The organism is Actinocorallia sp. API 0066, assembly GCF_020991275.1.
Taxonomy (GTDB): domain Bacteria; phylum Actinomycetota; class Actinomycetes; order Streptosporangiales; family Streptosporangiaceae; genus Actinocorallia.
Genome location: NZ_JAJLQY010000011.1, coordinates 132,969 through 152,685, shown reverse-complemented (window position 1 = coordinate 152,685; position 19,717 = coordinate 132,969). Strand labels below are relative to the sequence as shown.

The 19,717-nt window shown below is 64.2% G+C and carries 18 protein-coding genes and 2 pseudogenes; 10 read left to right on the top strand and 10 right to left on the bottom strand.

Annotation, left to right across the window (positions count from 1 at the left end; all coding sequences use genetic code 11):
- Window positions 1–430: 430 nt before the first annotated feature.
- From LO762_RS25815 to LO762_RS25790, 7 genes and pseudogenes are all read right to left on the bottom strand, one after another.
- On the bottom strand, window positions 431–1,960 hold the full coding sequence (locus LO762_RS25815) for a hypothetical protein (protein WP_230618605.1): 1,530 nt from the start codon (window positions 1,958–1,960) through the stop codon (window positions 431–433).
- 180 nt (window positions 1,961–2,140) lie between these two features.
- On the bottom strand, window positions 2,141–2,803 hold the full coding sequence (locus LO762_RS25810; protein WP_230618604.1) for an IS630 family transposase: 663 nt from the start codon (window positions 2,801–2,803) through the stop codon (window positions 2,141–2,143).
- On the bottom strand, window positions 2,800–3,141 hold the full coding sequence (locus LO762_RS33715) for a helix-turn-helix domain-containing protein (protein ID WP_230618603.1): 342 nt from the start codon (window positions 3,139–3,141) through the stop codon (window positions 2,800–2,802). Before LO762_RS33715 ends, LO762_RS25810 begins: the two co-directional genes overlap by 4 nt.
- An 85-nt stretch (window positions 3,142–3,226) precedes the next feature.
- Window positions 3,227–3,685 carry a hypothetical protein gene (locus LO762_RS25800; RefSeq protein ID WP_230618602.1) on the bottom strand — a complete coding sequence of 153 codons (459 nt, stop codon included), beginning with the start codon at window positions 3,683–3,685 and terminating at the stop codon, window positions 3,227–3,229.
- Window positions 3,686–3,871: 186 nt separating this feature from the next.
- A pseudogene (locus LO762_RS33980) lies at window positions 3,872–4,432 on the bottom strand (DNA adenine methylase); the annotation flags it as partial.
- Complete coding sequence (locus LO762_RS25795) at window positions 4,429–5,829, bottom strand: hypothetical protein (protein WP_230618601.1); 1,401 nt, start codon at window positions 5,827–5,829, stop codon at window positions 4,429–4,431. The pseudogene LO762_RS33980 and the gene LO762_RS25795, both read right to left, overlap by 4 nt.
- Window positions 5,829–7,898 (bottom strand): helicase HerA domain-containing protein, encoded by a 2,070-nt coding sequence (locus LO762_RS25790; protein WP_230618600.1) that lies wholly within the window; start codon window positions 7,896–7,898, stop codon window positions 5,829–5,831. The genes LO762_RS25795 and LO762_RS25790 overlap by 1 nt, the downstream gene beginning before the upstream one ends.
- Window positions 7,899–8,324: 426 nt before the next feature.
- On the opposite strand from LO762_RS25790, the gene LO762_RS25785 reads away from it, so the two are divergent.
- On the top strand, window positions 8,325–8,636 hold the full coding sequence (locus LO762_RS25785) for a hypothetical protein (protein ID WP_230618599.1): 312 nt from the start codon (window positions 8,325–8,327) through the stop codon (window positions 8,634–8,636).
- Between the two features lie 66 nt (window positions 8,637–8,702).
- Here the strand turns inward: LO762_RS25785 and LO762_RS25780 are convergent, their stop codons facing one another.
- Together LO762_RS25780 and LO762_RS25775 are read right to left on the bottom strand one after the other, a co-directional pair.
- On the bottom strand, window positions 8,703–9,191 hold the full coding sequence (locus LO762_RS25780; RefSeq protein ID WP_230618598.1) for a hypothetical protein: 489 nt from the start codon (window positions 9,189–9,191) through the stop codon (window positions 8,703–8,705).
- A 44-nt stretch (window positions 9,192–9,235) separates the two neighbouring features.
- Entirely contained in the window at window positions 9,236–9,571 is a 336-nt protein-coding gene (locus LO762_RS25775) for a hypothetical protein (RefSeq protein WP_230618597.1), read from the bottom strand.
- A gap of 383 nt (window positions 9,572–9,954) precedes the next feature.
- Here LO762_RS25775 and LO762_RS25770 point away from each other — a divergent pair, with 383 nt between their 5' ends.
- Together LO762_RS25770 and LO762_RS25765 are read left to right on the top strand one after the other, a co-directional pair.
- Window positions 9,955–10,104, top strand: coding sequence for a hypothetical protein (locus tag LO762_RS25770; RefSeq protein ID WP_230618596.1), 150 nt, complete (start codon window positions 9,955–9,957; stop codon window positions 10,102–10,104).
- Window positions 10,105–10,123: 19 nt separating this feature from the next.
- The gene (locus LO762_RS25765) at window positions 10,124–10,648 is read left to right on the top strand and encodes a hypothetical protein (protein WP_230618595.1); all 525 of its coding nucleotides are present in this window, start codon (window positions 10,124–10,126) and stop codon (window positions 10,646–10,648) included.
- A 36-nt stretch (window positions 10,649–10,684) separates the two neighbouring features.
- On the opposite strand, the pseudogene LO762_RS25760 reads toward LO762_RS25765, so the two are convergent.
- Window positions 10,685–10,825, bottom strand: a pseudogene (locus tag LO762_RS25760) (DUF397 domain-containing protein); the annotation flags it as partial.
- A 250-nt stretch (window positions 10,826–11,075) separates the two neighbouring features.
- On the opposite strand from LO762_RS25760, the gene cas3 reads away from it, so the two are divergent.
- From cas3 to cas1e, 7 genes are read left to right on the top strand one after another with little or no spacing between them, the layout of a single operon-like run.
- On the top strand, window positions 11,076–14,012 hold the full coding sequence (gene cas3, locus LO762_RS25755) for a CRISPR-associated helicase Cas3' (protein WP_308104562.1): 2,937 nt from the start codon (window positions 11,076–11,078) through the stop codon (window positions 14,010–14,012).
- Window positions 13,993–15,504, top strand: a complete 1,512-nt coding sequence (gene casA, locus LO762_RS25750; protein WP_230618593.1) for a type I-E CRISPR-associated protein Cse1/CasA — start codon at window positions 13,993–13,995, stop codon at window positions 15,502–15,504. The genes cas3 and casA overlap by 20 nt, the downstream gene beginning before the upstream one ends.
- 28 nt (window positions 15,505–15,532) lie before the next feature.
- Window positions 15,533–16,117: a type I-E CRISPR-associated protein Cse2/CasB gene (gene casB / locus LO762_RS25745; protein WP_230618592.1), complete on the top strand. Its 585-nt coding sequence runs from the start codon at window positions 15,533–15,535 to the stop codon at window positions 16,115–16,117.
- A gap of 23 nt (window positions 16,118–16,140) precedes the next feature.
- A complete protein-coding gene (cas7e, locus tag LO762_RS25740; RefSeq protein WP_230618591.1) occupies window positions 16,141–17,319 on the top strand; it encodes a type I-E CRISPR-associated protein Cas7/Cse4/CasC in 1,179 nt (392 codons plus the stop codon).
- Complete coding sequence (cas5e, locus tag LO762_RS25735) at window positions 17,316–18,113, top strand: type I-E CRISPR-associated protein Cas5/CasD (protein ID WP_230618590.1); 798 nt, start codon at window positions 17,316–17,318, stop codon at window positions 18,111–18,113. Before cas7e ends, cas5e begins: the two co-directional genes overlap by 4 nt.
- On the top strand, window positions 18,110–18,751 hold the full coding sequence (cas6e, locus tag LO762_RS25730; protein WP_230618589.1) for a type I-E CRISPR-associated protein Cas6/Cse3/CasE: 642 nt from the start codon (window positions 18,110–18,112) through the stop codon (window positions 18,749–18,751). The genes cas5e and cas6e overlap by 4 nt, the downstream gene beginning before the upstream one ends.
- On the top strand, window positions 18,748–19,716 hold the full coding sequence (gene cas1e / locus LO762_RS25725) for a type I-E CRISPR-associated endonuclease Cas1e (protein ID WP_230618588.1): 969 nt from the start codon (window positions 18,748–18,750) through the stop codon (window positions 19,714–19,716). The genes cas6e and cas1e overlap by 4 nt, the downstream gene beginning before the upstream one ends.
- Window position 19,717: the final 1 nt, after the last annotated feature.

The window sequence follows — 19,717 nt, the reverse complement described above, 5'->3', positions numbered from 1 at the left end:
TGGCCTCCAACCTCAACGCCGACGTCGTGGTGGCCCATGCCTATGACGTGCGGAATGCGACCAGCAAGCTTTCAGCCGACGAACCCCTTCTCTGTCCTCACTGCGGCCGACGCGTGGCTGATCCCCGACGGTGTCTCGGCCAGCCGGTTAGCCTCAGGCTTTCACCCGGGAGGTACTTCGCCTCCACGTTTCCAGAGATCAAGCTGCTCTCAGGTGCATCGATCCATCTCCTCCCAGTCGAGTGCCTCCCGCCGTGCCAGCGCGAGCGCCCGAGCCTGCCTCTGCTGCTGAGTCAGCTTCGCCGCGGCGACCTCCTCGCCTCCGTCTCAGCGAAACAGTCCGACGCCAAGCAAAGCCAGAGATTCTAGCAAACTGCCCAGAATATCGGATTCGGCCGCAATCTCGTCAGATTTACAATCCGGGATAACTACTACTTCTTCCACAACGCCAACATGAATGGTTCGAGCTCATCCCAGGCAAGCCTGAGCTCGCTCGGATGCGGGAAGACGTAGCCGTTATGGACGTACTGATTGAACGTGGTCGTCGAGGCGCTGAACATCCCGACACCATCGGCGATTTTAATAATTGCCCTCTCCAACTGCATATCAATATGTCCAGCCGCTCGCAAGAACTCCGCGAGCTTCTTCATCCTCTTCGCCAAAGGTGAGCTGTTACGCTCACTCTCCGACATGATGCCATTGAGGGATATGTGATGGTCGACAGTCAGCTCAACAAAGACCCTGAGACTCACGCCGCACGCATTACTAAAGTTGTCCACGCTGATTCTGCAAAGCTCGTTATAGATCGCGTTAATTCGAGCCTGCGGAATCCACAGAGCACACGCAGCGGGGATGAGCGTCGTCCTATCACCCCTGACCTTCACCCTACTTCTCGATGCACCAGTGGGCGGAGCAAGCGTTACCCCCGGAGTAGCATCTGCTGACATTGTAGCGACGGATGCAGCGCCCGCATCAGCAGGATCGGCCGCCTCTGGAGCAGCTTCGCTTCGAGGGATGGGAACACCGTGCTCGTCACTCGCGTGACCTTCCTCCTCCGCTCTATAATCCGAGGAAGGAGCTGAAGTAACAATCAGATCGACGAGGATCACCGGTTCATCGAGCCTAGTTTCAGGATTCGGAAGATCGTCCCGACCGAACCCGTTGATATAGGAATCACGCTGAGTAGCATGATAAACGTCGGTGACCTTAATGACCCCGGTACGCAGGTCTATGACCACTTTCGAAAGGCTCTTGAGCACTTCCGTGGCAGGGAAATATGAGTACACAACGCCGGACTTCGTGTGGATTCCCAAGTGCTTTCGCACATGCACCGACGATACGATTCGCTGAACGGTTGAGAATATTCTTCTGGCATCACCGCTATTCGGCGGGCAAAAGTGATCGACAAAGTCGATCACCTGACCAGCAGGCGTGCGCTTGGCCAGGCCCCCACGCCGGCTCTTCCATCGAGCCTTTTCATTGGAGTCCCAGCCAACGAGGCCGGCGCCACCATTTTCGCCGGTGTGACGCAGCTCGATCCAGTGGTCGGCGTCTTCTTCCAGTTCAAACACGATACAGCGCAGCCGTCGAATAGGGTCTACATGGAATCGCTCTGAAAGGTTTACGAGTCGCTTATAGCGGGCTGGCGCCAACGCCTCAGCGAGAATCTTCGGCTTCGTAAGGGCCTTGACCGTCAGAAGACGGCGATTACCTTCGAGAATTCGATACTTTCCCGGCGATCCCTCAGCGGGAACTGCAATCAGTAGAACACTCGGATCCATACCGAATTTCACAACGTCATTGGCTAGCTCAAAGAGCTGGTTGTCAAGCAGCTTCGCCAATTCGATCTCGGTCGACCTCTGGTTCGGCTGAACGGCGCCCAGGCGGGGATTACTCTGGTCAAGAAGGAGCTTTGACACAGCAATTTCCCGTGGCCTCTCATGCAACGGCCGATCCGCCATGAGGTCCTCCTGAGGTCAGCACCACCCTGTTGCCGAATAACAGTAACGTGAGAAGCTCAAACCTGCGACTGGATTAGGCTCGATCTTCCGTGATGTTGTTTGGGCTGCCCTGGAGACCAGCTGTCGCGCCTGAGCGACGGGCTCGCCTGGGACCTGGTCCGAGCTGTCCCGACTCTGCTTTCAGGGAACGATCGTGGTGTTCTGCTCGGTGTGGCTGTGGTGGTCGGTGCCGTTGAGTGCGAAGTGGCGCAGGGCGGCGAACTCGGATTCGATCCAGTTCAGCCAGGAGCCGTAGGTCGGCAGGAACACCAGGTCGACGTCGTTGTCAGCGGCCCACGCCCTGACGTGGGGGTGTTTGTGCGGCGAGTAGTTATCGCAGATGGCGTGCAGGCGCTGGCCGGGCCATCGTGCGCGCAGGCTCTTGAGGAAGGACAGGAACTCCTGCCACCGTTTGCGGTGCCGGATCCGGTAGTGGAGGCGGCCGGTCGCCAGGTCGAGGGCGCCGAGCATGTGCCGGACGCCGTCGTTGCGGTTGAACGTGGCGCGCACCCGGGCCCGATGCGCCCTCGGCCGCCAGGTTTTGCCCTTGCGGGGCATCAGATTGAGGGGCCCGAACTCGTCCACGCAGATCACCCGCCCGCCCTGCGGCGGGGCGTCGTAGAGGGCCAGAACGGCGTGCATCTTGGCGATGAAGTCCGGATCGTTCGAGCTCTTCCACGTCGTGGTGGTCTGCCACGACACCCCGCCGGCCTTCAGGATCCGGGCCAGATGCGTGCGGCTCAGCGAGGTGACGAGGCCGACGTTCTCCACGTGGGCGGCGAGCTTGGCCAGGCTCCAGGTCAAAAGCCGGTGATTCCCCATTCGGCGGGGGTCGTCCGGGCGATCAGGCAGATGCGCTCACGCACCCACTCACCGATCCTCCTCGGCCGACCCCCGCTCCATTTTGGGTCCAACGCGTCGAACCCCCGCTCATTGAATGCATGCACCACTGACCGGACGTAGTCGTCACTGACCTGCATCAACGACTTGATGGCGGAGGCCCGCTGGCCTTGAGCGGACATCAGCACGACGATCGCCCGCCGCAGTTTCACCGGGTCCTTCGCCGTCCTGGTGATCCACTGCAACCGGCGGCCCTCCTCCATCGACAACGCCCGCACGAACACCTCGGGTCTACGCCCCACGACCCCCTCCCAGAACGAGCCTGAGACAAGGCTGCCGAGCACACCCGCCTAGATCAAACCCCCAGCAACGTTGGCAGACGAGCCACTAGGTCAGGACACGTAGCTGGCTATCTGTCGGGACCGTAGAAGGTGGAAGCGTTGTAATGAGGAGCTCATCTGCATCGCGCTTACCTGTCTTGCCGCTAGCTGTGTAGCGCGTCTTCACCAGGCGCTTGCTAAGCGTCCAGGAGCTTACACCGAGCATTTCACGGTCTTCGGTGCTTGGTGTCATGCGAGAATGCGCATACAGCCACGGATCACTTGTCAGTAGCGGGTTATTATCGTAGCTGAGAAGCCAGCGAAATTGGGCTTTGGTACGCAGATAAGTGGATAGCTGCATATGAAGCATGTAGTCGTTTGGCCTCGACTTGCCTAGACCATCACCGCCATAGCCGCCGCTCGGATCGAAAGAAGTGCGGTATAGATGGGACGCCTTCTCTAGGTACGGAGGGTCAAGGTAGGCAACGACGCGAGACGGAATCAACTGCGGATAGTACTCGGGCACATCAACAAGGGTTTGCTTCCAGTCCTTATGCCATACATCAACTATCCGACCGGTCCTATACAGATGGCCAACATATCGGAGTCGCCCATCAATTGATTCTGGGTTCCACCGGCATCCAATCCCGTATGGACTCTTCTGCTGACGTCCACCAATCGGTCCAGCCTTCCCGTGCAGGATGCCCGAGAATGTAGTCCGATTAAGAAATAGGCATTGCATCGCCAAGCCAAGTCGAACCGTGGAGGGTTTCGCGTTCCGAGCAGGCGTCCAGGAGCGCCAATAGTCCCATCGCTCAACACCAGTCGCACCGCCTGGTCTCACGTATCTGGCCCACTCATCATGCATTCGGTCAATAAAAACTTCTGTGTCGGCAGCCGCGACTTGCCAAAAAGCAGTCACGAGCGGATCAACATCGGCGAGCAATACCCGATCAACAATCCCTTGGCCGACGAGGCGCAAAGAAGCTGATGCCCCGCCAGCGAACGGCTCAACGAGTAGGTTGATCTCTGGGACAGCACGCGATTTCTTCGCGGAATCCAAGATTCGGGCAATTACTGGGGCGAGAGAGGACTTCGCCCCTGGATACCTAAGCGGCGACTGAAATCTGCCGGATGCAAGGGGATGCTCGATTGCACCGAGTGGAGAGACGAGTTGCCTGGCGTTCTCATGAATATGTGTCGGGATGGTAGGCGTAGTCTCATGGATGGCACGCGCAGGACCAGCCGTCGCCACCTCAGCACTTTGTATCATGGGGTAGACCGTACCTGATTCGGTTGCTGTCCAGGAGAGTCGAGGCCTAGCCGCTTGGTAGCCACCAGGCGAAGCACGTCGGTGCCAACTCCGATCGGAAACGCTGCCCTGCCATGTGCGGCCGCGACCGGGATGATGCCATCGACGTACATCGATGAGCCTGTGCGATCGATTACATCGAGAATTGCCGATAGTGTTGGATAGTCGCGAGGGTCCGCTTTGCCGCCGTTAGCATCGTATGGCGCGCCAGTCGGTGGTGGAACCGTTGGAACGACGACCCGTCCATCGAGCGCACGGTACACGAATTTACGACCCCAGTAGGTTTCCTTGCCGTAGGCGCGAGCGTTGTTGGCGTTGACAACACGAGAGATGATTTGCTCATCACATACCAAAAGGTCGCCAGGGCTAAGAAGGTCGTGACGCGCTAGCTGGCGCGCATAGTCGACCAATACCCCAGACTTCTCAATCCCACAAACATACGGGGCGACCGCAGGAGTGGTACTGCCCATAGCCTGGAAGTAGTCGAGCGCTCGTCCTCGTAGCTTCGCCGGCGTTCCGAACACTGCGAGGGGGCCATCGACGATGAACAGCGTTGTACGCAGGGCTCTCTGGCGTGACTGCTCCCACAGCAGCGTGGACAACCCGACCAGGACCAGCAGCTCAATCACAGACATCAGGCGTCCGAGAGCAGACTGATTCGCACCCTCTTCGCCGACCTCTTCATGGATACGAAGCACGTCAGTAGGAAAGAGGTGCTCGCCGCACACGGAGCAATCGGCGCCTGCCGGCGGGACGGGCACGTCCTTACTACAATCCGTGCTCGGGCAATTGACTGGCACAGTAACTGCTGGCAGACCGGGACCACCGTGGAGAAGGAAGAGCAGGTCAAGCAACGGCTGATCCAAGCGGTTGACATCGATCTTCTTCTGGCGGAACAGGAGGTCTATTGACTCTCGCCACGAGGTCACGATGTCGACGCCAGGACGCGTGTACGCACCAGCGACTGGCAGATCGAGCGTCACGAGAGCGGTGTTGATCGCACGTTCGATCGCGTACGGGTCGACGAACCTCTCTGCTCGCTGTGATTCAAGAACATCGAGGTCTACATAGGCGGCAGCAGCCTGGGCGAATCCGTACATGACCGAAGGCAGCCCGTCTCGCACCTGTTCGACCACGTGTGAACCATCGATCGCCAACGCTGCGCTAAGCCGATCTGCCGCAGGCGGAACGGCGAAGTCTGTCCGCGGCCTAATCCGCTCACGGATCATTTCCACGTCCTGAAGCGGCTCTGCCGGAACATAGAAGGTCCGTTGGTCGGCTATGGCCTTGATGGCTGCGGCTGAATGACCCAGCCGTGAAGCGAGCTCGTACGCACCCCCGATGGTCTCGTACGGCATCAGGGCACCATACCGTTCAGCATCAACGGCCCATCGCCAGCCGCGGCTCGCGCCTCATTCACGAGGGCGATGTCGTATCGGTCAACCTGGACAGGAACGATGTACGGCGATGAAAGGGTCTTGAGGCGCACATACCCTCGGTCCTCGGAAGCGATGATGGCGTCCGAGAAAGATCCGAAGTCATAGAATTTGGCCAATTCACGCACTTCGGTCGTATTATTTAGATGCGCGACAACCCAGTTGGCAGTGTTCGCCTTTACCTGATGCGCTACTCCAGAGACCTCCTGAGTCGCATACGTCATGCCAAGGTTGAGCTTGCTGGCCTCTTTCGCGAGCTTAATCCATACATCGGAGTCGTTCTTGTACCTATCGGACGAAAACAAATTATGCGCTTCTTCAAGCATCACCTGAATATGCGGAGGCTCTTGCCCTGACGTAAAAACCTCCGTTTGCCTCGACAGCAGCCGACGCGTGATCGACTCACTCAGTGCTTTGGTCACTGCCTCCGCGCCGACATGCAGGTCGACGATGACGATGCGTCCTTGGAGCAACTCCTCATAGATCTCGATCGCAGGATCGTTCCTCGTTAGAGGGCTATGAAACGGGCGCAGCGGGTTCAGATTTCGCCAACCTCGGACGTTGCGCCGTCCACTAATCGTCGTAAAGATCGGCTCGACGCTCTTCCAGCGGACGTCCTTTGTAAAATTTGTCGCGTCGCTGTCTCTCGCTTCGGACATCTTCACGATCGTGTCAACGACGACCCCGATGTCCTCGGCCGCGACGGTGACATAGTTCGCACTATTTCCGGCCTGAGTAAACGGATTGCGGCCAAGTCCGGCTACTGCGGTCGCCCCAGTGATGCCGTTCTCTATCTTCCGCTGGAACGCACTGCTTATGTTGATGAACGCACGGAATCCTGTCGGCACTGCGAATCCGGCGCGCATCAATGCGCCATAAAGCACCATTCGAGCGCGCTGTGCCTGCGTGGTCGCTGAACGATCGCCTGGGACGTCTGCGTAGGATGTACCCGCGAAGTCTTTGACGTAGCCAGCTTCGTCGCTGCTTAGCGTATCGGAGATCAAGCTCTGAACAGCGTCAATCTGCTGTTCAGAAAAGAAGTTGATATTAAGCGGCTTCACATGCGCCTGCGATCCGTCGGCGCCGAACTTGAAAATGCTAACGTGACTAGCACCAATCGCCGCAATCTCAGTTCCGTCTTGCGTGTTTGGATTTGCATATTCGCCCTGGGGGTCAAATATCAATTGACCTATGGCGCTTCCGCCCGCGGCGCGCTGCTGCTCGGATACGACGAATGTGCGCGCAATGATGATCTTTGCGGTATTAGACTTACCCATCCGGGTCATTCCGAGCAGGGCGGTCTTATTGCCGATGAAGTCGCGGATATTGACTTCAACGGAAGCGTCTGCTTGCTTGGAGGTCTTGGCGCGCCGTCTCGTAGCTGAGTATCGAACCGCTCCGATGCGCACGCGTTCGACCGGGCGCCCGGTCGGCTTGAGGTAGGAAGCGATCGTTGCTAGACCACCACCGATAGGCTTCAGGACTCGATAAGTTGACGTGGCGTAGAAGTTATCCACGTCAGCGCCGAATTCCAGCACCTTCTCCCCGTCGACGTCATCCTCATAGAATGTGCCGAGAATCTTGCATCGAACGCCGGTAAATGACACCCTGTTCTTGGTGAATGGGTCAAGCTCCGCATCAAGTACGACAGATGGTGATGGGTCTTGGTTGTTCGAAAGGGCTGTACGCAGCGACTCTTCACGCACGGCGTGTAGGTCACGCTCAAGCGCCAGTGGCGCTGTCCCCTCGACACGTAGTAGCAGCACCTCATCATCGTCCAGCCGAGGGTCGTCTACGTCCTGTGCGGTGGCCAGCAAGAACGAGAACTGCGGGATACCCCCGGCATCGAACTTCCAGCGATCGTGGGTCAGAACGACCGCCTGACCGTAGTCGATCTGATGGATTGCACCGACGCGGGTCGACCTCCCATCGGCGAGCAGCTCCGACCGTAGCAAGGACCCAGCACCGACCCCGGGGATGAACTCTGTCATTCTCGCCCTCTCAAGAGGCACCAGCAGAACTCCGCCTCACACAGCCTACAGACATCAAACCCGATGATCAGCTGTTTCATCTCAGATCGGACAGTGCACCGACGACACGGTATTGGGCCTATCACCACCTTGGCGAGGCGGGCAAGGTGCGTTTGCACACCCTCAGGCGATGCTGTGGCCAGGGGCGCAGTGACGCGATCCGCTGTGTCCGCCCACGACAGCCACGATCCGCTTGCCTTTCAGGCCGATTTGTTCCTTATGTGGGATCTCCCTGCGCCCTTACTGGTGCGCTGCCGTATCCAACTTTGTTGTATTCGTGAGTGATTTGGGTGTCGGTTGGGTTGCTGGCCTGGTGCGCTGCTGGTGTTGATCGGGAGGAGGCGGGGCGGCGGTTCGGCGGCGGATGGTCGGGGCCGGAAGAACGCGGTGGGTCTGCGGTTCAGTGATGAGGAGTTCGCGGCGATCTCGGCGGCGGCGGCGCGCGAGGGCTTGTCGGCGCCGAACTTGCTGGCCACCGTGGCGTTGGAGGTGGCTGCGGCTGAGGCGCTGTCGGGGGTGGATCGGCGGGCTGTGGTGGAGGAACTGGCGGCGGTGCGCCGGTATCTGGAGGTGTGCGCTGCGGGGCTTGCGGGTGGTGGTGAGTCTCGGGTGGCGGCCATGGTGGAAGAGGCCGTGGTGCGGCTGGCGGGGGTGCTGGATGAGGTCGAGGCTCTATTGGCCCGCGAGGAGGATTGGTAAGCCTGTTCGTGAACTCGGCGGGTGTGGTGTCGCTTCAGGGGCGCCGAGTGGGGTCCAGCCTGCCTATCAATCTGGCGGTCTCTGGAGCTGTCGCGTGCAGCGGTCGTGGACGATGTGTCTGCGTTCGTCTTCCGATGGGCCCCAGGGCTCATCCCAGTAGTCCGCGTAGCTGTAGAGCTCTCCCAGTGGCAGATCGATGATCGTTGCCGGGTAGTCCGTGCTGAGCAGGACCTCGTCAACGCGTCGGATGACCCAGCGTTCGTCGCGCTCGCCTGCCAGGTGCCGGCGTGCCATGTCGTCGAAGACGAGCACGGCGGCGTCGAAGACGGTCGGCGTCGTGGTGTTCATCTCCGCCAGAGCCCGGGGAAGAAGATCACGGATCTCGCCGTGGTCGGTGCCATCCAGGCAGGCGAGTGCGAGCATTGCGGGCCCGTCGTGGCCTTCGGTCAGCCATTGGGCGGCCCACCAGGGCGCTCGTTCGAGCCGGAGGCGGCCGAGTGTGAACCAGGCGGCGGCCATGTCCGGTGCCGGAGCCGCTTCTTCGGCTGACGTCACTGACCTGCTCCCCTTCGCATTCTGAGCATCTCCAGGCTATTGCTTCACCGGCGGTTCTCGCCGGGATCGCGGCGGTCATCCACCTGCTTGGCGGGAACTTGTTCGTCGTCCGTGCTGGCGCCGCCGTGCGGCCCGACCGGATGTCCTCGCGAGCCCATCGGGGCCAGCGGCGGCAGCGAGTCCAGGTGCCGTCGGCGGCGCTGGCGTGCTGGGTGCTGGTAGCGAGGGGGGACGGGGGCTTGGAGGACGAGTTGCCGGAATGCTGAGGTGCGGGTGGCGATGGTGGGGAAGTCGAGTGCCTGGAGGCGTTGGCTGAATCCATCACCTCCCTTCTTCTTCCTCCGATCGCCCGGTAGAAGCCGGGCTCCGTCACGTGCCAAACTCGCTGGGTCGCCGCGAGGGATCCGGACTGGCTCGGACCCCTTTTTCGACCTGGACGACGGCAGCGGGGCCTAATCTCGACGACGAGAAGTCCGAGGCCATCGGCATCGGCCCGAAAGCAGCGGAAGATGCTCAAGGCCAGGTCGTGGACCTGAGCGGCTCTCTGGACCGCGCAGCTTCCCGGAGAGCCCCGGGCCCGCGAGTACTACATGATCGACCACGTTCCCGCAGGTGGAGCCGCCCTAAACTTCGCCACACCCTCTCCGGGCGATCGGGACACGATCCCTGGCCGGATCCGGCCGGTCTCCGTTCGAAAACGACAGAACCATGGTCTTCGGTACCACGGTTGGCTTCTCGGCGACGGATAGGCGAGGGAGGCTCCGTGCTGAAGCTGCTGAAGATCGCAGGGAGGGGCCTCGTGTCCGTCCTGGCCGGTGCCGTGGGACTCGCCATCGGCTATGGCCTGTGGATCGGCTACTGGCGGCGGTGCGCCGGTATCTGGGGGTGGGCGCTGCGGGGCTTATGGGCCTGAGGGCTGGGACAATCCTCGTATGGATCATCGTTCGGGCTCGCGGGTTCGTCGTCGGCTGCGGTCGTTGGCCTGGCTGGAGTTGCTCAACGTTCCCTTGCAGGCCTGGATCTGGTTCGGTGTCGTCGGCTGGCCGGTAACGTCGGCGAACCTGGCGGGTTTCGGGTTGTTCGTGCTTGTGCTCGTGGAGGGGGCTGGATATTGGTGGGCCAAGCTCCAGCAGCTCGCGACAGGCTGTGCGCCCCTGCCCGGCGCCGGGGCGTTCTCGGTCGCCCGTGCGGCGAACGTTCCATTGCTTGGCGTCGGGTTGTTGTTCATCGCCTGGAGGGCAGTCACCGATCCGGGTGCCGGTAGCTGGCCGGGCATGGCGTTCGGACTGTTCGCGGTGCTGGAACATGTGAACTACTTCCACGTTCAGCTCATGTACGACACCGCCGCGGACCGTCGCCACCTGCGGTCGCATGGCTTGCGCCGTGCGCACCTGGCCCGCGACCTCGACGTCTGGCACCGGTCGTCCCACGTAGAAAAGACGCCGCTCAACCCGTGAAGGTGGAGACGACGTCTGAGTGGCGGTGTGGGCTCCTCAGGAACCCAGTTCGCCGCCCTTGATCTGTCCAACCAGGGCACCGAACTGGCGTCGAGTGAAGCCGAGGGTCGGGCCGGTCCGGTTCTTGGTGTCACGGATGGCGACGGTAGGAGCCGCATCACCCACCTCGACGCACGAACCGCGCTCAGGGCCCCTACGTCATGTCGGTCAGCCTCGAACACGCCCTTAAACGCCTCAGACTCGCCTACCCGCCACCTTCTTGATCCCCTCCGGCGGGGGCGGGTGGGCGATCCGCTCGCGGTGCGTTCAAGATGACCGGGCGGTATTTGGGGTGTCATGCGGGTTGGGCGGCCGCATGGCTTGATGTCGTCATCTCGTTTTGTCGGAGCTGTGTGCTTCAGTGGCGTGAAGTTGACGCGGACGGGAGATGGGAGCGTGCATGGGTCTCGGTGAGAGGGGCGGGGTGGATGCTCGACTGTGGGGTAAGCACAAGGGTCTGACCTCGGAGTATCCCGTTGTCTGCCACCTCATGGACGCTGCTGCCACGGCCGGGAAGCTTTGGGATGTAGTAGACAAAGATGGCAGTTTGGCCAAATGGCGTAGTTATGTCTCGTTCTGGGCTGGACTGCATGATGTTGGCAAAATATCCCCTTCTTTTCAGGTGAAGGTTCCGGAGCTCTACAAGAAACTGGTCGACGCGTCGCCTGAGTACGGGGAGGACCGGGCGGTGCCGTCGCTCGGCCACCAGGAGGTGACGCACTGGGGGCTCGTCCAGATTCTGCGGGAACTCGGTTACGCGGCGGGCGACAGCGCCAGGAAAGACGTGGGACATCAGGTCGCGCAGATGCTCGGGGGCCACCACGGAAGGTTCTGCGCCGCTGTTTCGCGGCGGGAATGGGCGAACCCGAGCGGACGGACGGGAGTCGGCGCCGGAAAGTGGGAGGACGAGCGTCGCAGGCACGCGGAGTTGCTGCGGGGGCTGACCGGTGCCGAGGAAGGACTTGACGAGCATCTGCCGCCGGCTCTGGTCGTCCTCGCGCTCGGCGTGATCGTTGTGGCGGACTGGCTGGTGAGCCAGACGACCTTCATCGAGCCGCGTCTGCCCGGGCCGGGATGGAGCGCTACCGAAGAGCAGGTCCGGGAGCATTGGGAACGTTCGCTCGCTGACGCGCCCAGGCTCATCTCCGAAGCGGGTCTCGGCACGGCGGAGTTCCGCGACCTCCCGTTCGCCGACCTGTTCGGGTTCGAGCCGAACACGCTTCAACGTTCCCTCGTTGAGAGGCTGCCGTCGCTCGTCAACGGTCCCGGGATGCTGCTCGTCACCGCACCTCCCGGGGACGGCAAGACCGAGGCCGCGCTCTACGCGGCTGGGGTCATGGCCCGGTCCAGCCGTGCGACCGGTCTCGGGTTCTGCCTGCCGACCATGGCGACCACCGACGCCATGCACAGGAGGGTGCGCGCCTTCCTCCGCACGGCGTTTGTCGGTGCGCCCGCGCTGACGAAGGCCCACAGCATGGCCTGGCTCTCCCACGACGCGGCCGCCGACGCGGCGGCTTCGGCCGTTGATGCCCCCGGCGTCGTGAGCGGACCCGAGGCGACCGGCTGGTTGTACACGGGCAAACGTCCGCTCCTCGCCCCGCTGAGCACGCTGACGATCGACCAGGCCCTCGTCGCAGTGCTGCCGGTGAAGTTCAACGTCCTGCGGCTCATGGCGTTGTCAGGCAAGGTTCTCGTGATCGACGAGGCGCACTCCTTCGACGCCTGGATGCACGCGCTGCTACTTCGGTTCCTCGAATGGATGGGGGCACTGGGCGCTCCCGTCGTCGTCCTCTCGGCGACCCTGACCGGGACGACGGCCCGCTCGCTCGTTGAGGCGTACCTACGCGGATGCGGACATGATCTGTCCGACGCCTTCTCTCCCGTGTACCCGGGCTGGCTGTTCGTGAGCGCCGAGAACGGAAAGGTCAGTGAGCCGGTCGCGGTGGCCAGCGAACGGGAGCGCGTCATCGAGTTCCCCGTCCGCGCCGTGCGCCGTGGGCGTGACACCGCGCATCCCGAACACCGGATCTCGGTCATCAAGGAACTGCTCCGTCCGTTGACCGAGGGACCGGAGGGTTGTGTCCTCGTCTGCTGCACGACGGTCGCTGAGGCGAAGGAGACCTATGACGCTCTCGCGGACTGGTTCTCTGAGCTCGAAGCCTCCGGAGGCGAGGCACCCGGCCTGCGGCTCCTGCACTCCCGGTTCCGCGCGAAGGACCGAGCCGCCGTCACCGACTCCTGTGAGCGGGACTTCGGGAAGACGGGCACCCGCCCGAGGACGGTCCTCGTCGCGACCCAGATCGTCGAACAGTCCCTCGACCTCGACTTCGACCTGATCATCAGCGATCTCGCGCCGCTGGCGTTCCTTCTTCAGCGCTCCGGACGATGCCGCCGCCATCAGAACCCGGGCGGCGACCCGCACGAGGCGCTCAGGCCGCGCTGGCTCAGCCGTGATCCCCGTGTGGTCGTCCTCGATCCCGTGGACGCCAACGGCTCCTTCGAGGTCCCGGACGCCTGGGGCAAAGTCTATGCGGAGTCGTTGTTGCGGCGGACGAGCATCCTGCTGCGCGAACGGTCGAACTCCCCGATCGGCATCCCGAGTGACGTGCAGTCCCTCGTGGACGATGTCTACGCCGCTGACTTCGCGCGGGCCCACGACCTTCTGAAGGAGGCGGAACGCCGGCTCGCCCGTGCGGACGGCGAACGCCTCGCCTCCGACGCCGCCCAACAGCAGCTCAGCGAACTCGTGGCGATCCCGGGCCCATCATCCAGAACGGCCCGGAATCTGAGCGTGCTGACCACCCCGATGGCCGGAGTCGACGAAGATCTGATCACCACTCGCCTGGACGCCGATTCCGCTCGCCTCGTGTGCGTCTACGAACAGGACTCCGGCCGCTGGACGCTGGACGAAGCGGGCGAGCTCCCCGCCCCGGGCCTGAACGGCGGACAGAAGATCAGCCGAGACCAGGCACGCACCATAGCCCTTCACATGGTCCCCGTCCCCGCGCGCTGGACCGGAGCGGGCGCGGAGCTGATGAAGCTCCCTCCCGCCTGGGAGAAGAACTCGGTCCTCGCCGGGTGGACCCTGCTCCCGATGCGGCGCTCACCCACGGGCGAGTGGACCGGACGCCTCCAGCCCGGAGCCGTCCGCATCCGGCCAGACGTAGGAATTTTCGTCTTCAAGGACGGAGTCGGCTCACCCCCGCCCGCGCGGGGACTGACAAACGAGAGCCATGAATGTCACCCGGAGCCGGCTGACCAGGGGTTGTCAGCCTATCGCGACCGAAGAAGGGGGGTCACGGCAGGTGTCGAGACCCAGCTTTGATTTGAGGACCAGGCCATGGGCAGCCATCCGCTGGGTTCACGGGACCACGCCTCCGACGAACGTCCGGGCCGACAGGGTCGGCCTCGAAGACCTGCTCGTTCGGGCGCACGAGATCGAGGCGTTGCTCTTCGGTCCTCCACCGGCGCTGTCCGGGCTCCTGCGCCTGCTGTATGCGTTGATCGCGCGGGTCACTGGACTCGATGAGGCATCGGACGATGATGAGTGGCATGACCGGCGTGCCGAGATCCTGGAGAAGGGGATCGACGCGAACCGGGTCAGGGAGTACTTCGACCGGTTCCCCGGCATGTTCGACCTGTTCTCCGAGCGCCCGTTTCTTCAAGATCCCCGGCTTGCCGAGGAGTGTCCGAAACGGGCGGGAGTGAACAAGCTCGTCATCGGACGTCCTGCGGGTAACAACCCGGTCTGGTTCGGTCATCACTGGGACGACTCACCGGTGCCGGTGGACTCGGCGGAAGCGTTCTCGCACATCTTGATGTGGCTGTACTACGGCCCGTCAGGACGGTGCGCGACCCGCTCCCATGGTGGCGAGTCCAAGGCCGACGTCTCAGCAGGGCCTCTGCGTTCGAGTCTTTCCTACCACCCGGAGGGCCGCACGCTCCTGGAGACCCTGCTCGCGGGCCTGGTCCCGCCCGAAGCCCATGTCTCCCGGGAGAATGATCTCTGCCCATGGGAAGTGGATGAACTCCACGACCCGCTGTCTCCGGCCCCCGCCCCCACAGGCCCCTGCTCCCGGTGGACGGGCGGCTGGCAGCACGCCCTTCTCCTCTTTCCCGATGCCACCGGCGATCACGTTGTCGACGCGTGCATCACCTGGGGCCGCAGGCAGAAGACACCGAACACCGCTGACCCCTATGTGATCCACCAAACCAGCAAGCAGGGAAACGTCTACGCCAGACCGGCTGACGGTGGTCGTGCGCTCTGGCGGGACCTCGACGGTCTCCTCGTCCTGGATCGTGTGGCGACCGAGGTAAAACGTCCCAAGGTCTTCGATTACACAGATGACCTCGGCATCTTTCACATCCGGGCCCTGGGGTTCGAGCAGGACGGCAAGACGAAGGACGTCCAGTTCGTCGCGTCCCGCACGCCGATCCCGATCCATCAGATCAGCGAGGACGACCCCAACACCGCCCGCGCACTCGGCGATCTTCGGGCCGCCGGGGAGATGTACGGCCAGCGGTTGGAGTTCGCGGTGAAGGCGGCCTGGGCCTGGGCGCTCGACAAGAAGGTCGGCCCGTGCGCCTGGCAGGAGCAGGCGGCCGCGATCTACTGGCCGCGCGCCGAGGATCTCTTCTGGAAACGCCTGGCCGAAGACGACCTCGCCGCCCCCTGGAGCGCCTTCTTCCGTATCGCCGAGGACACCTTCAACACCGTGACGTCCGGCTACGTGACGGGTCCTCGGGCGGCGCGGGCCATTGAGCGGGCCCGCCTCGAACTTCACGGAGGCCGCCGAAAGAAACCGGCCACCCCATGACCACACCACCCGATCCCAGCAGGATGCGATGACCGAGACATCACCTCCCCCCACCCGCTACGACGAGACGTACGACTTCGTGAAAAAGGTCTACGACGCCTGCGACGACCCGGGCAGACGGGCGGCTCTGCGCAGCGGCCTGGGCCGACCACTCGCCCAGAGTCCCCGCATGCACCGGGTGATCGCGGGCTTGGTGCCCGAGCGTCGGACGGCGTTCCAGCAGGCGTACTACACGATCGCCTCGATCATCGCTTCGTTGCCCCCGCAGGCCCGTGGACTCCCGCCGAAAGGCGCCTCACGGAACTTCGGCGTGTGCCTGGCGGAGGCCGTGGCCCGAGGAGACCTCCGGGAGACGTCCGCCGAAAGCCGCCTCACGTTGTTGACCCGGCAGAACGAGCGCGGCCTGTACCGCCACCTTCCGCCGGCCGCCCTGTACATCAGCACCCGCCCCGGAACCGTCGACTGGCCGCAGCTCCTGCTCGACCTGCGCACCTGGGACCAAGGCCGTGAGGAAACAGCGCGCCGCTGGCTCCAGGGCTACTACCGCACCCGGTTCAAGGCCGAGCGCGAGGCCGCGCGCACCGCCGACCAGATCGACCACCCGAACGACTGAGCACAACGACTCCGAGGACCCCCATGAACGCGAGCAACGGTTCCTTCGTGGAACTCCACATCATCCAGCCCATCCCGTTCTCCACGCTCAACCGCGACGACACGAACTCGGTGAAGACCGTCGAGTGGGGCGGCAGGACCCGGACCCGGGTCAGCAGCCAGAGCTGGAAGCGCGCCATGCGCCTCCACCTCCAGCAGGAACTCGGCGAGTCGGCCCTGCGCACCCGCCGCCTGGTCGAGTGCGTCGCCGGCCGGCTCAGGGAGGCCCACTCCTGGTCTCCGGAGCTGGCGGTCAGGGCCGCGCGGCACATCGCGGTGGCGAGCAGCGTCGGAGCCGAGGTCCCGAAGCCGTCCAAGGGCGATTCCGCGCAGAAGAGCGAGTGGAGCACCGCGGCGATGATCTACGTGCCTGACCTCGCCATCGGTGAGCTGGCCGACCTCGCCGTCAAATACGAGGCCGAGATCGCGGCGGCCAAGGAACTGCCCGCCAAGCCCCAGGCGAAGGACAGCGCCGTCCCGACCAGGGAGGTGGACGACATCCTGCGCAGCCGCAACGGTGTCATCAGCCTGTTCGGCCGGATGCTCGCCCAGGTGGACGACGCCAAGGTCGACGGAGCCGTCCAGGTCGCCCACGCCTTCACCACTCACGAGACGAACGTCGAGATCGACTACTTCAGCGCAGTGGACGATGTCAGCGAGACCTGGCGTGACGCCACCGGAAGCGCCCACATGGGGCACGCCGAACACTCGGCCGGAGTTCTGTACCGGTACGTCGTCCTCGACGTTCGGGAACTGCACCACAACCTCGGCGAGCAGCCGTACGACACCCGTGCCCTGGCCTCCGCCCTCCTGCGTGCCGCGTTGTTCTCGCTCCCGCAGGCCAAGAAACGTTCGACGGCTCCCCACACGATCCCGCACCTCGCGCACATCACAGTCCGTCAGGATCGTCCGTTGTCGTATTCCGCCGCGTTCGAGCAGCCCGTCTCACCCGACCGTGGCGGGGGGCACGCCGAGCCGTCCGTCGCCGCCCTGAACGCCTATGCCGCCGCCGCCGAACGTCTCCTCGGCGGGAACGGACTGGTCCACGCCGCCCACGCGACCTTCTCCAAGATCGACGTCTCGGCCCTCGGCACCGCCGCCGACTCGTTCGAAGCCCTGATCGGCGGGGCGTTGGAGGCCGCACTGCCGGAGAGCCCGGCATGACCGGCACGCCGTCCGGGCTGCTCCTACACCTGAGCGGGCCCCTCCAGTCCTGGGGCACCGGGGACGTCCCGGCCAACCTGCGGGACAGTTCCCGATACCCCACCCGGTCCGGGCTGATCGGCCTGCTCGCCTGCGCGCTGGGCCGCACCCGCGACCAGCGGACGGACGATCTCCGCGAGCTGACCTTCACGATCCGCGTCGACCGTCCGGGAACCTTCCTGCGGGACTTCCAGACGGTCGGCGGCGGGATGCCGCGTGAACTGACGGTCATCACCGCGGAGGGGAAGCGGCGTAGCGCCGAGACCGCGACCGTCGTCTCCGAGCGGTACTACCGGCAGGACGCGGCCTTCACCGTGCTCGTCGAGGGGCCTCCGGAAACCGTCGCGGCGTGCGGTCAGGCCGTGCGGTGTCCGCGATGGCCGCTCTTCCTGGGGAGACGCTCATGCCCCCCGGACGCGCCGTTGTTCCTGGCCCTGACCGACGGCCCTGAGCCCGCGCGCGAACTGCTCCGGCTGCCGCTCGCGCGGAGACCGTTCGGCGGCACGACGGTCGAGTTCATCGGCGGCGTCCCGTTCACCGCCCCGTTCTGGCCCGAGGGACAGTCCGGCGGACGCGGCGACGTGCCGTTCGCCGAGTCCCGCTCCGACCCGGTCTCCTTCGCCTCCGACCGCCGGGTCTACCGACCCTGGCGGGTCTACCGCCTGGTCGCCGACCTGGACGGCGATCTCCACACCTCGCCCGGTCCCGACTTCCTCGAACGACTCATCTCCCACTTCTCCATGGACGCCGCATGACCTCACCTCTGTGGATCACCCAGCTCAGCCTCAACCCCGGTTCGCGGGACGTCATCCGGGATCTGGGCGACACCGTGCGCCTGCACCAGCGGGTCATGACGCTCTTTCCGTCCGGGCTCGGTCAGCAGGCGCGGCACGACGCGGGCGTCCTGTTCCGGATCGAGGAGACGCGGAGCGGGGTCGCCGTGCTCGTCCAGAGCGTCCTGGAGCCGACGGCCGGGGCACTGCCGGACACGTACGGGACGGTGCGCAGCAAGGCGCTCACCCCGCTGATCGACGCGCTGGTTCCGGGACGCCGTGTGCGCTACCGGATCATCGCGAACGCCACCCGCAAGCTCGGCGTGAACACCACGGCGGGCAAGCCCAAGGAGGTGGTTCCGCTGCACGGTGCCGACGCCGACGCCTGGTGGCAGCGTCAGGCCGAGTCCAGCGGCCTGGTCCTGCACACCCTGGAGAGCGTTTCCCTCGACCAGGCGTCCGGGACGCGGCGCGACCGCAATCGGGTCGTCCACGCGCGCACCCGCTTCGACGGCCTCGCCACCATCTCGGACGCCACGGCGCTCACCACCCGGCTGCGCGCCGGTATCGGACGCGGAAAGTCCTACGGCTGCGGGCTCCTGACCCTCGCGCCCGCATGAGCGGAACCGCCCGCGCACGCCTGGCCGCACCCACCGCGGCCATGCTGCCGCGCATCGGCGACTCGGTGTCGTTCCTGTACATCGACATCGCCCGCATCGTCCAGGACGAGACCGGCGTGAAGGCGATCATCCAGTCCGGCGACGGAGTCCAGCGGATCGCCCTGCCCACGGCCGCACTCGGTTGCCTGCTGCTCGGGCCGGGCGTGTCGATCACCACGCGGGCGTTGTCCACCCTCGCCAGGCACGGGACCACGGTCGTGTGCACCGGAAGCGGCGGCGTCCGCACCTACGCCGCGAAGGTCCCGGACTCCCTGCCGACCCGCTGGCTCGAACTCCAGGCACGCTCCTGGTGCGACGACACCGAGCGCGCCGCGGTGGCCCGGCGCATGTACCTCCGGCGTTTCGGCGAGACGGCACCGGCTGGCGCGACCATCGCCCAACTGCGCGGCCTCGAAGGCCAGCGAATGAAGGCTCTCTACCGGATCCTCGCCCAACAGCACGGCGTCCGGGCGTTCAAACGTTCCTACGACCCGTCCGACTGGGACGGCCAGGACCCCGTCAACCGGGCACTGTCGGCCGCGAACACCTGTCTCTACGGCATCGTCCACGCCGCGATCAACGCGATCGGCTGCACCCCGGGCCTCGGCTTCGTCCATTCCGGCACGTCGCACTCGTTCGTCTACGACATAGCCGACCTCTACAAGGCCGAACTCACCCTCCCCCTCGCCTTCTCCCTCCACGATTCCCCCGCCCCCGACGCCCAGGCCCGCCGCTCCTTCCGCGACGGCCTCCGCCTGTTCCGCCTGTTCCCCCGCATCGTCGCCGACATCCAGACTCTCCTCTCCCCAGACGACGGCACCCGCCAAGACGACGCCGAGGAAGCCTCCGAAGAACTCGTCAACCTCTGGGACCCCGACCACGGCCTCCTCCCCGGCGGCAAGAACTACGACCCCTGGGAGTTCTGAG

Coding starts and splice junctions, on each gene's coding strand:
- cas6e (WP_230618589.1), top strand. CDS start 18,110: ATGACCTCACCTCTGTGGATCACCCAGCTCAGCCTCAACCCCGGTTCG.
- LO762_RS25795 (WP_230618601.1), bottom strand. CDS start 5,829: ATGCCGTACGAGACCATCGGGGGTGCGTACGAGCTCGCTTCACGGCTG.
- cas5e (WP_230618590.1), top strand. CDS start 17,316: ATGACCGGCACGCCGTCCGGGCTGCTCCTACACCTGAGCGGGCCCCTC.
- casB (WP_230618592.1), top strand. CDS start 15,533: ATGACCGAGACATCACCTCCCCCCACCCGCTACGACGAGACGTACGAC.
- LO762_RS25765 (WP_230618595.1), top strand. CDS start 10,124: ATGGATCATCGTTCGGGCTCGCGGGTTCGTCGTCGGCTGCGGTCGTTG.
- cas3 (WP_308104562.1), top strand. CDS start 11,076: ATGGGAGCGTGCATGGGTCTCGGTGAGAGGGGCGGGGTGGATGCTCGA.
- cas1e (WP_230618588.1), top strand. CDS start 18,748: ATGAGCGGAACCGCCCGCGCACGCCTGGCCGCACCCACCGCGGCCATG.
- cas7e (WP_230618591.1), top strand. CDS start 16,141: ATGAACGCGAGCAACGGTTCCTTCGTGGAACTCCACATCATCCAGCCC.
- LO762_RS25815 (WP_230618605.1), bottom strand. CDS start 1,960: ATGGCGGATCGGCCGTTGCATGAGAGGCCACGGGAAATTGCTGTGTCA.
- LO762_RS25790 (WP_230618600.1), bottom strand. CDS start 7,898: ATGACAGAGTTCATCCCCGGGGTCGGTGCTGGGTCCTTGCTACGGTCG.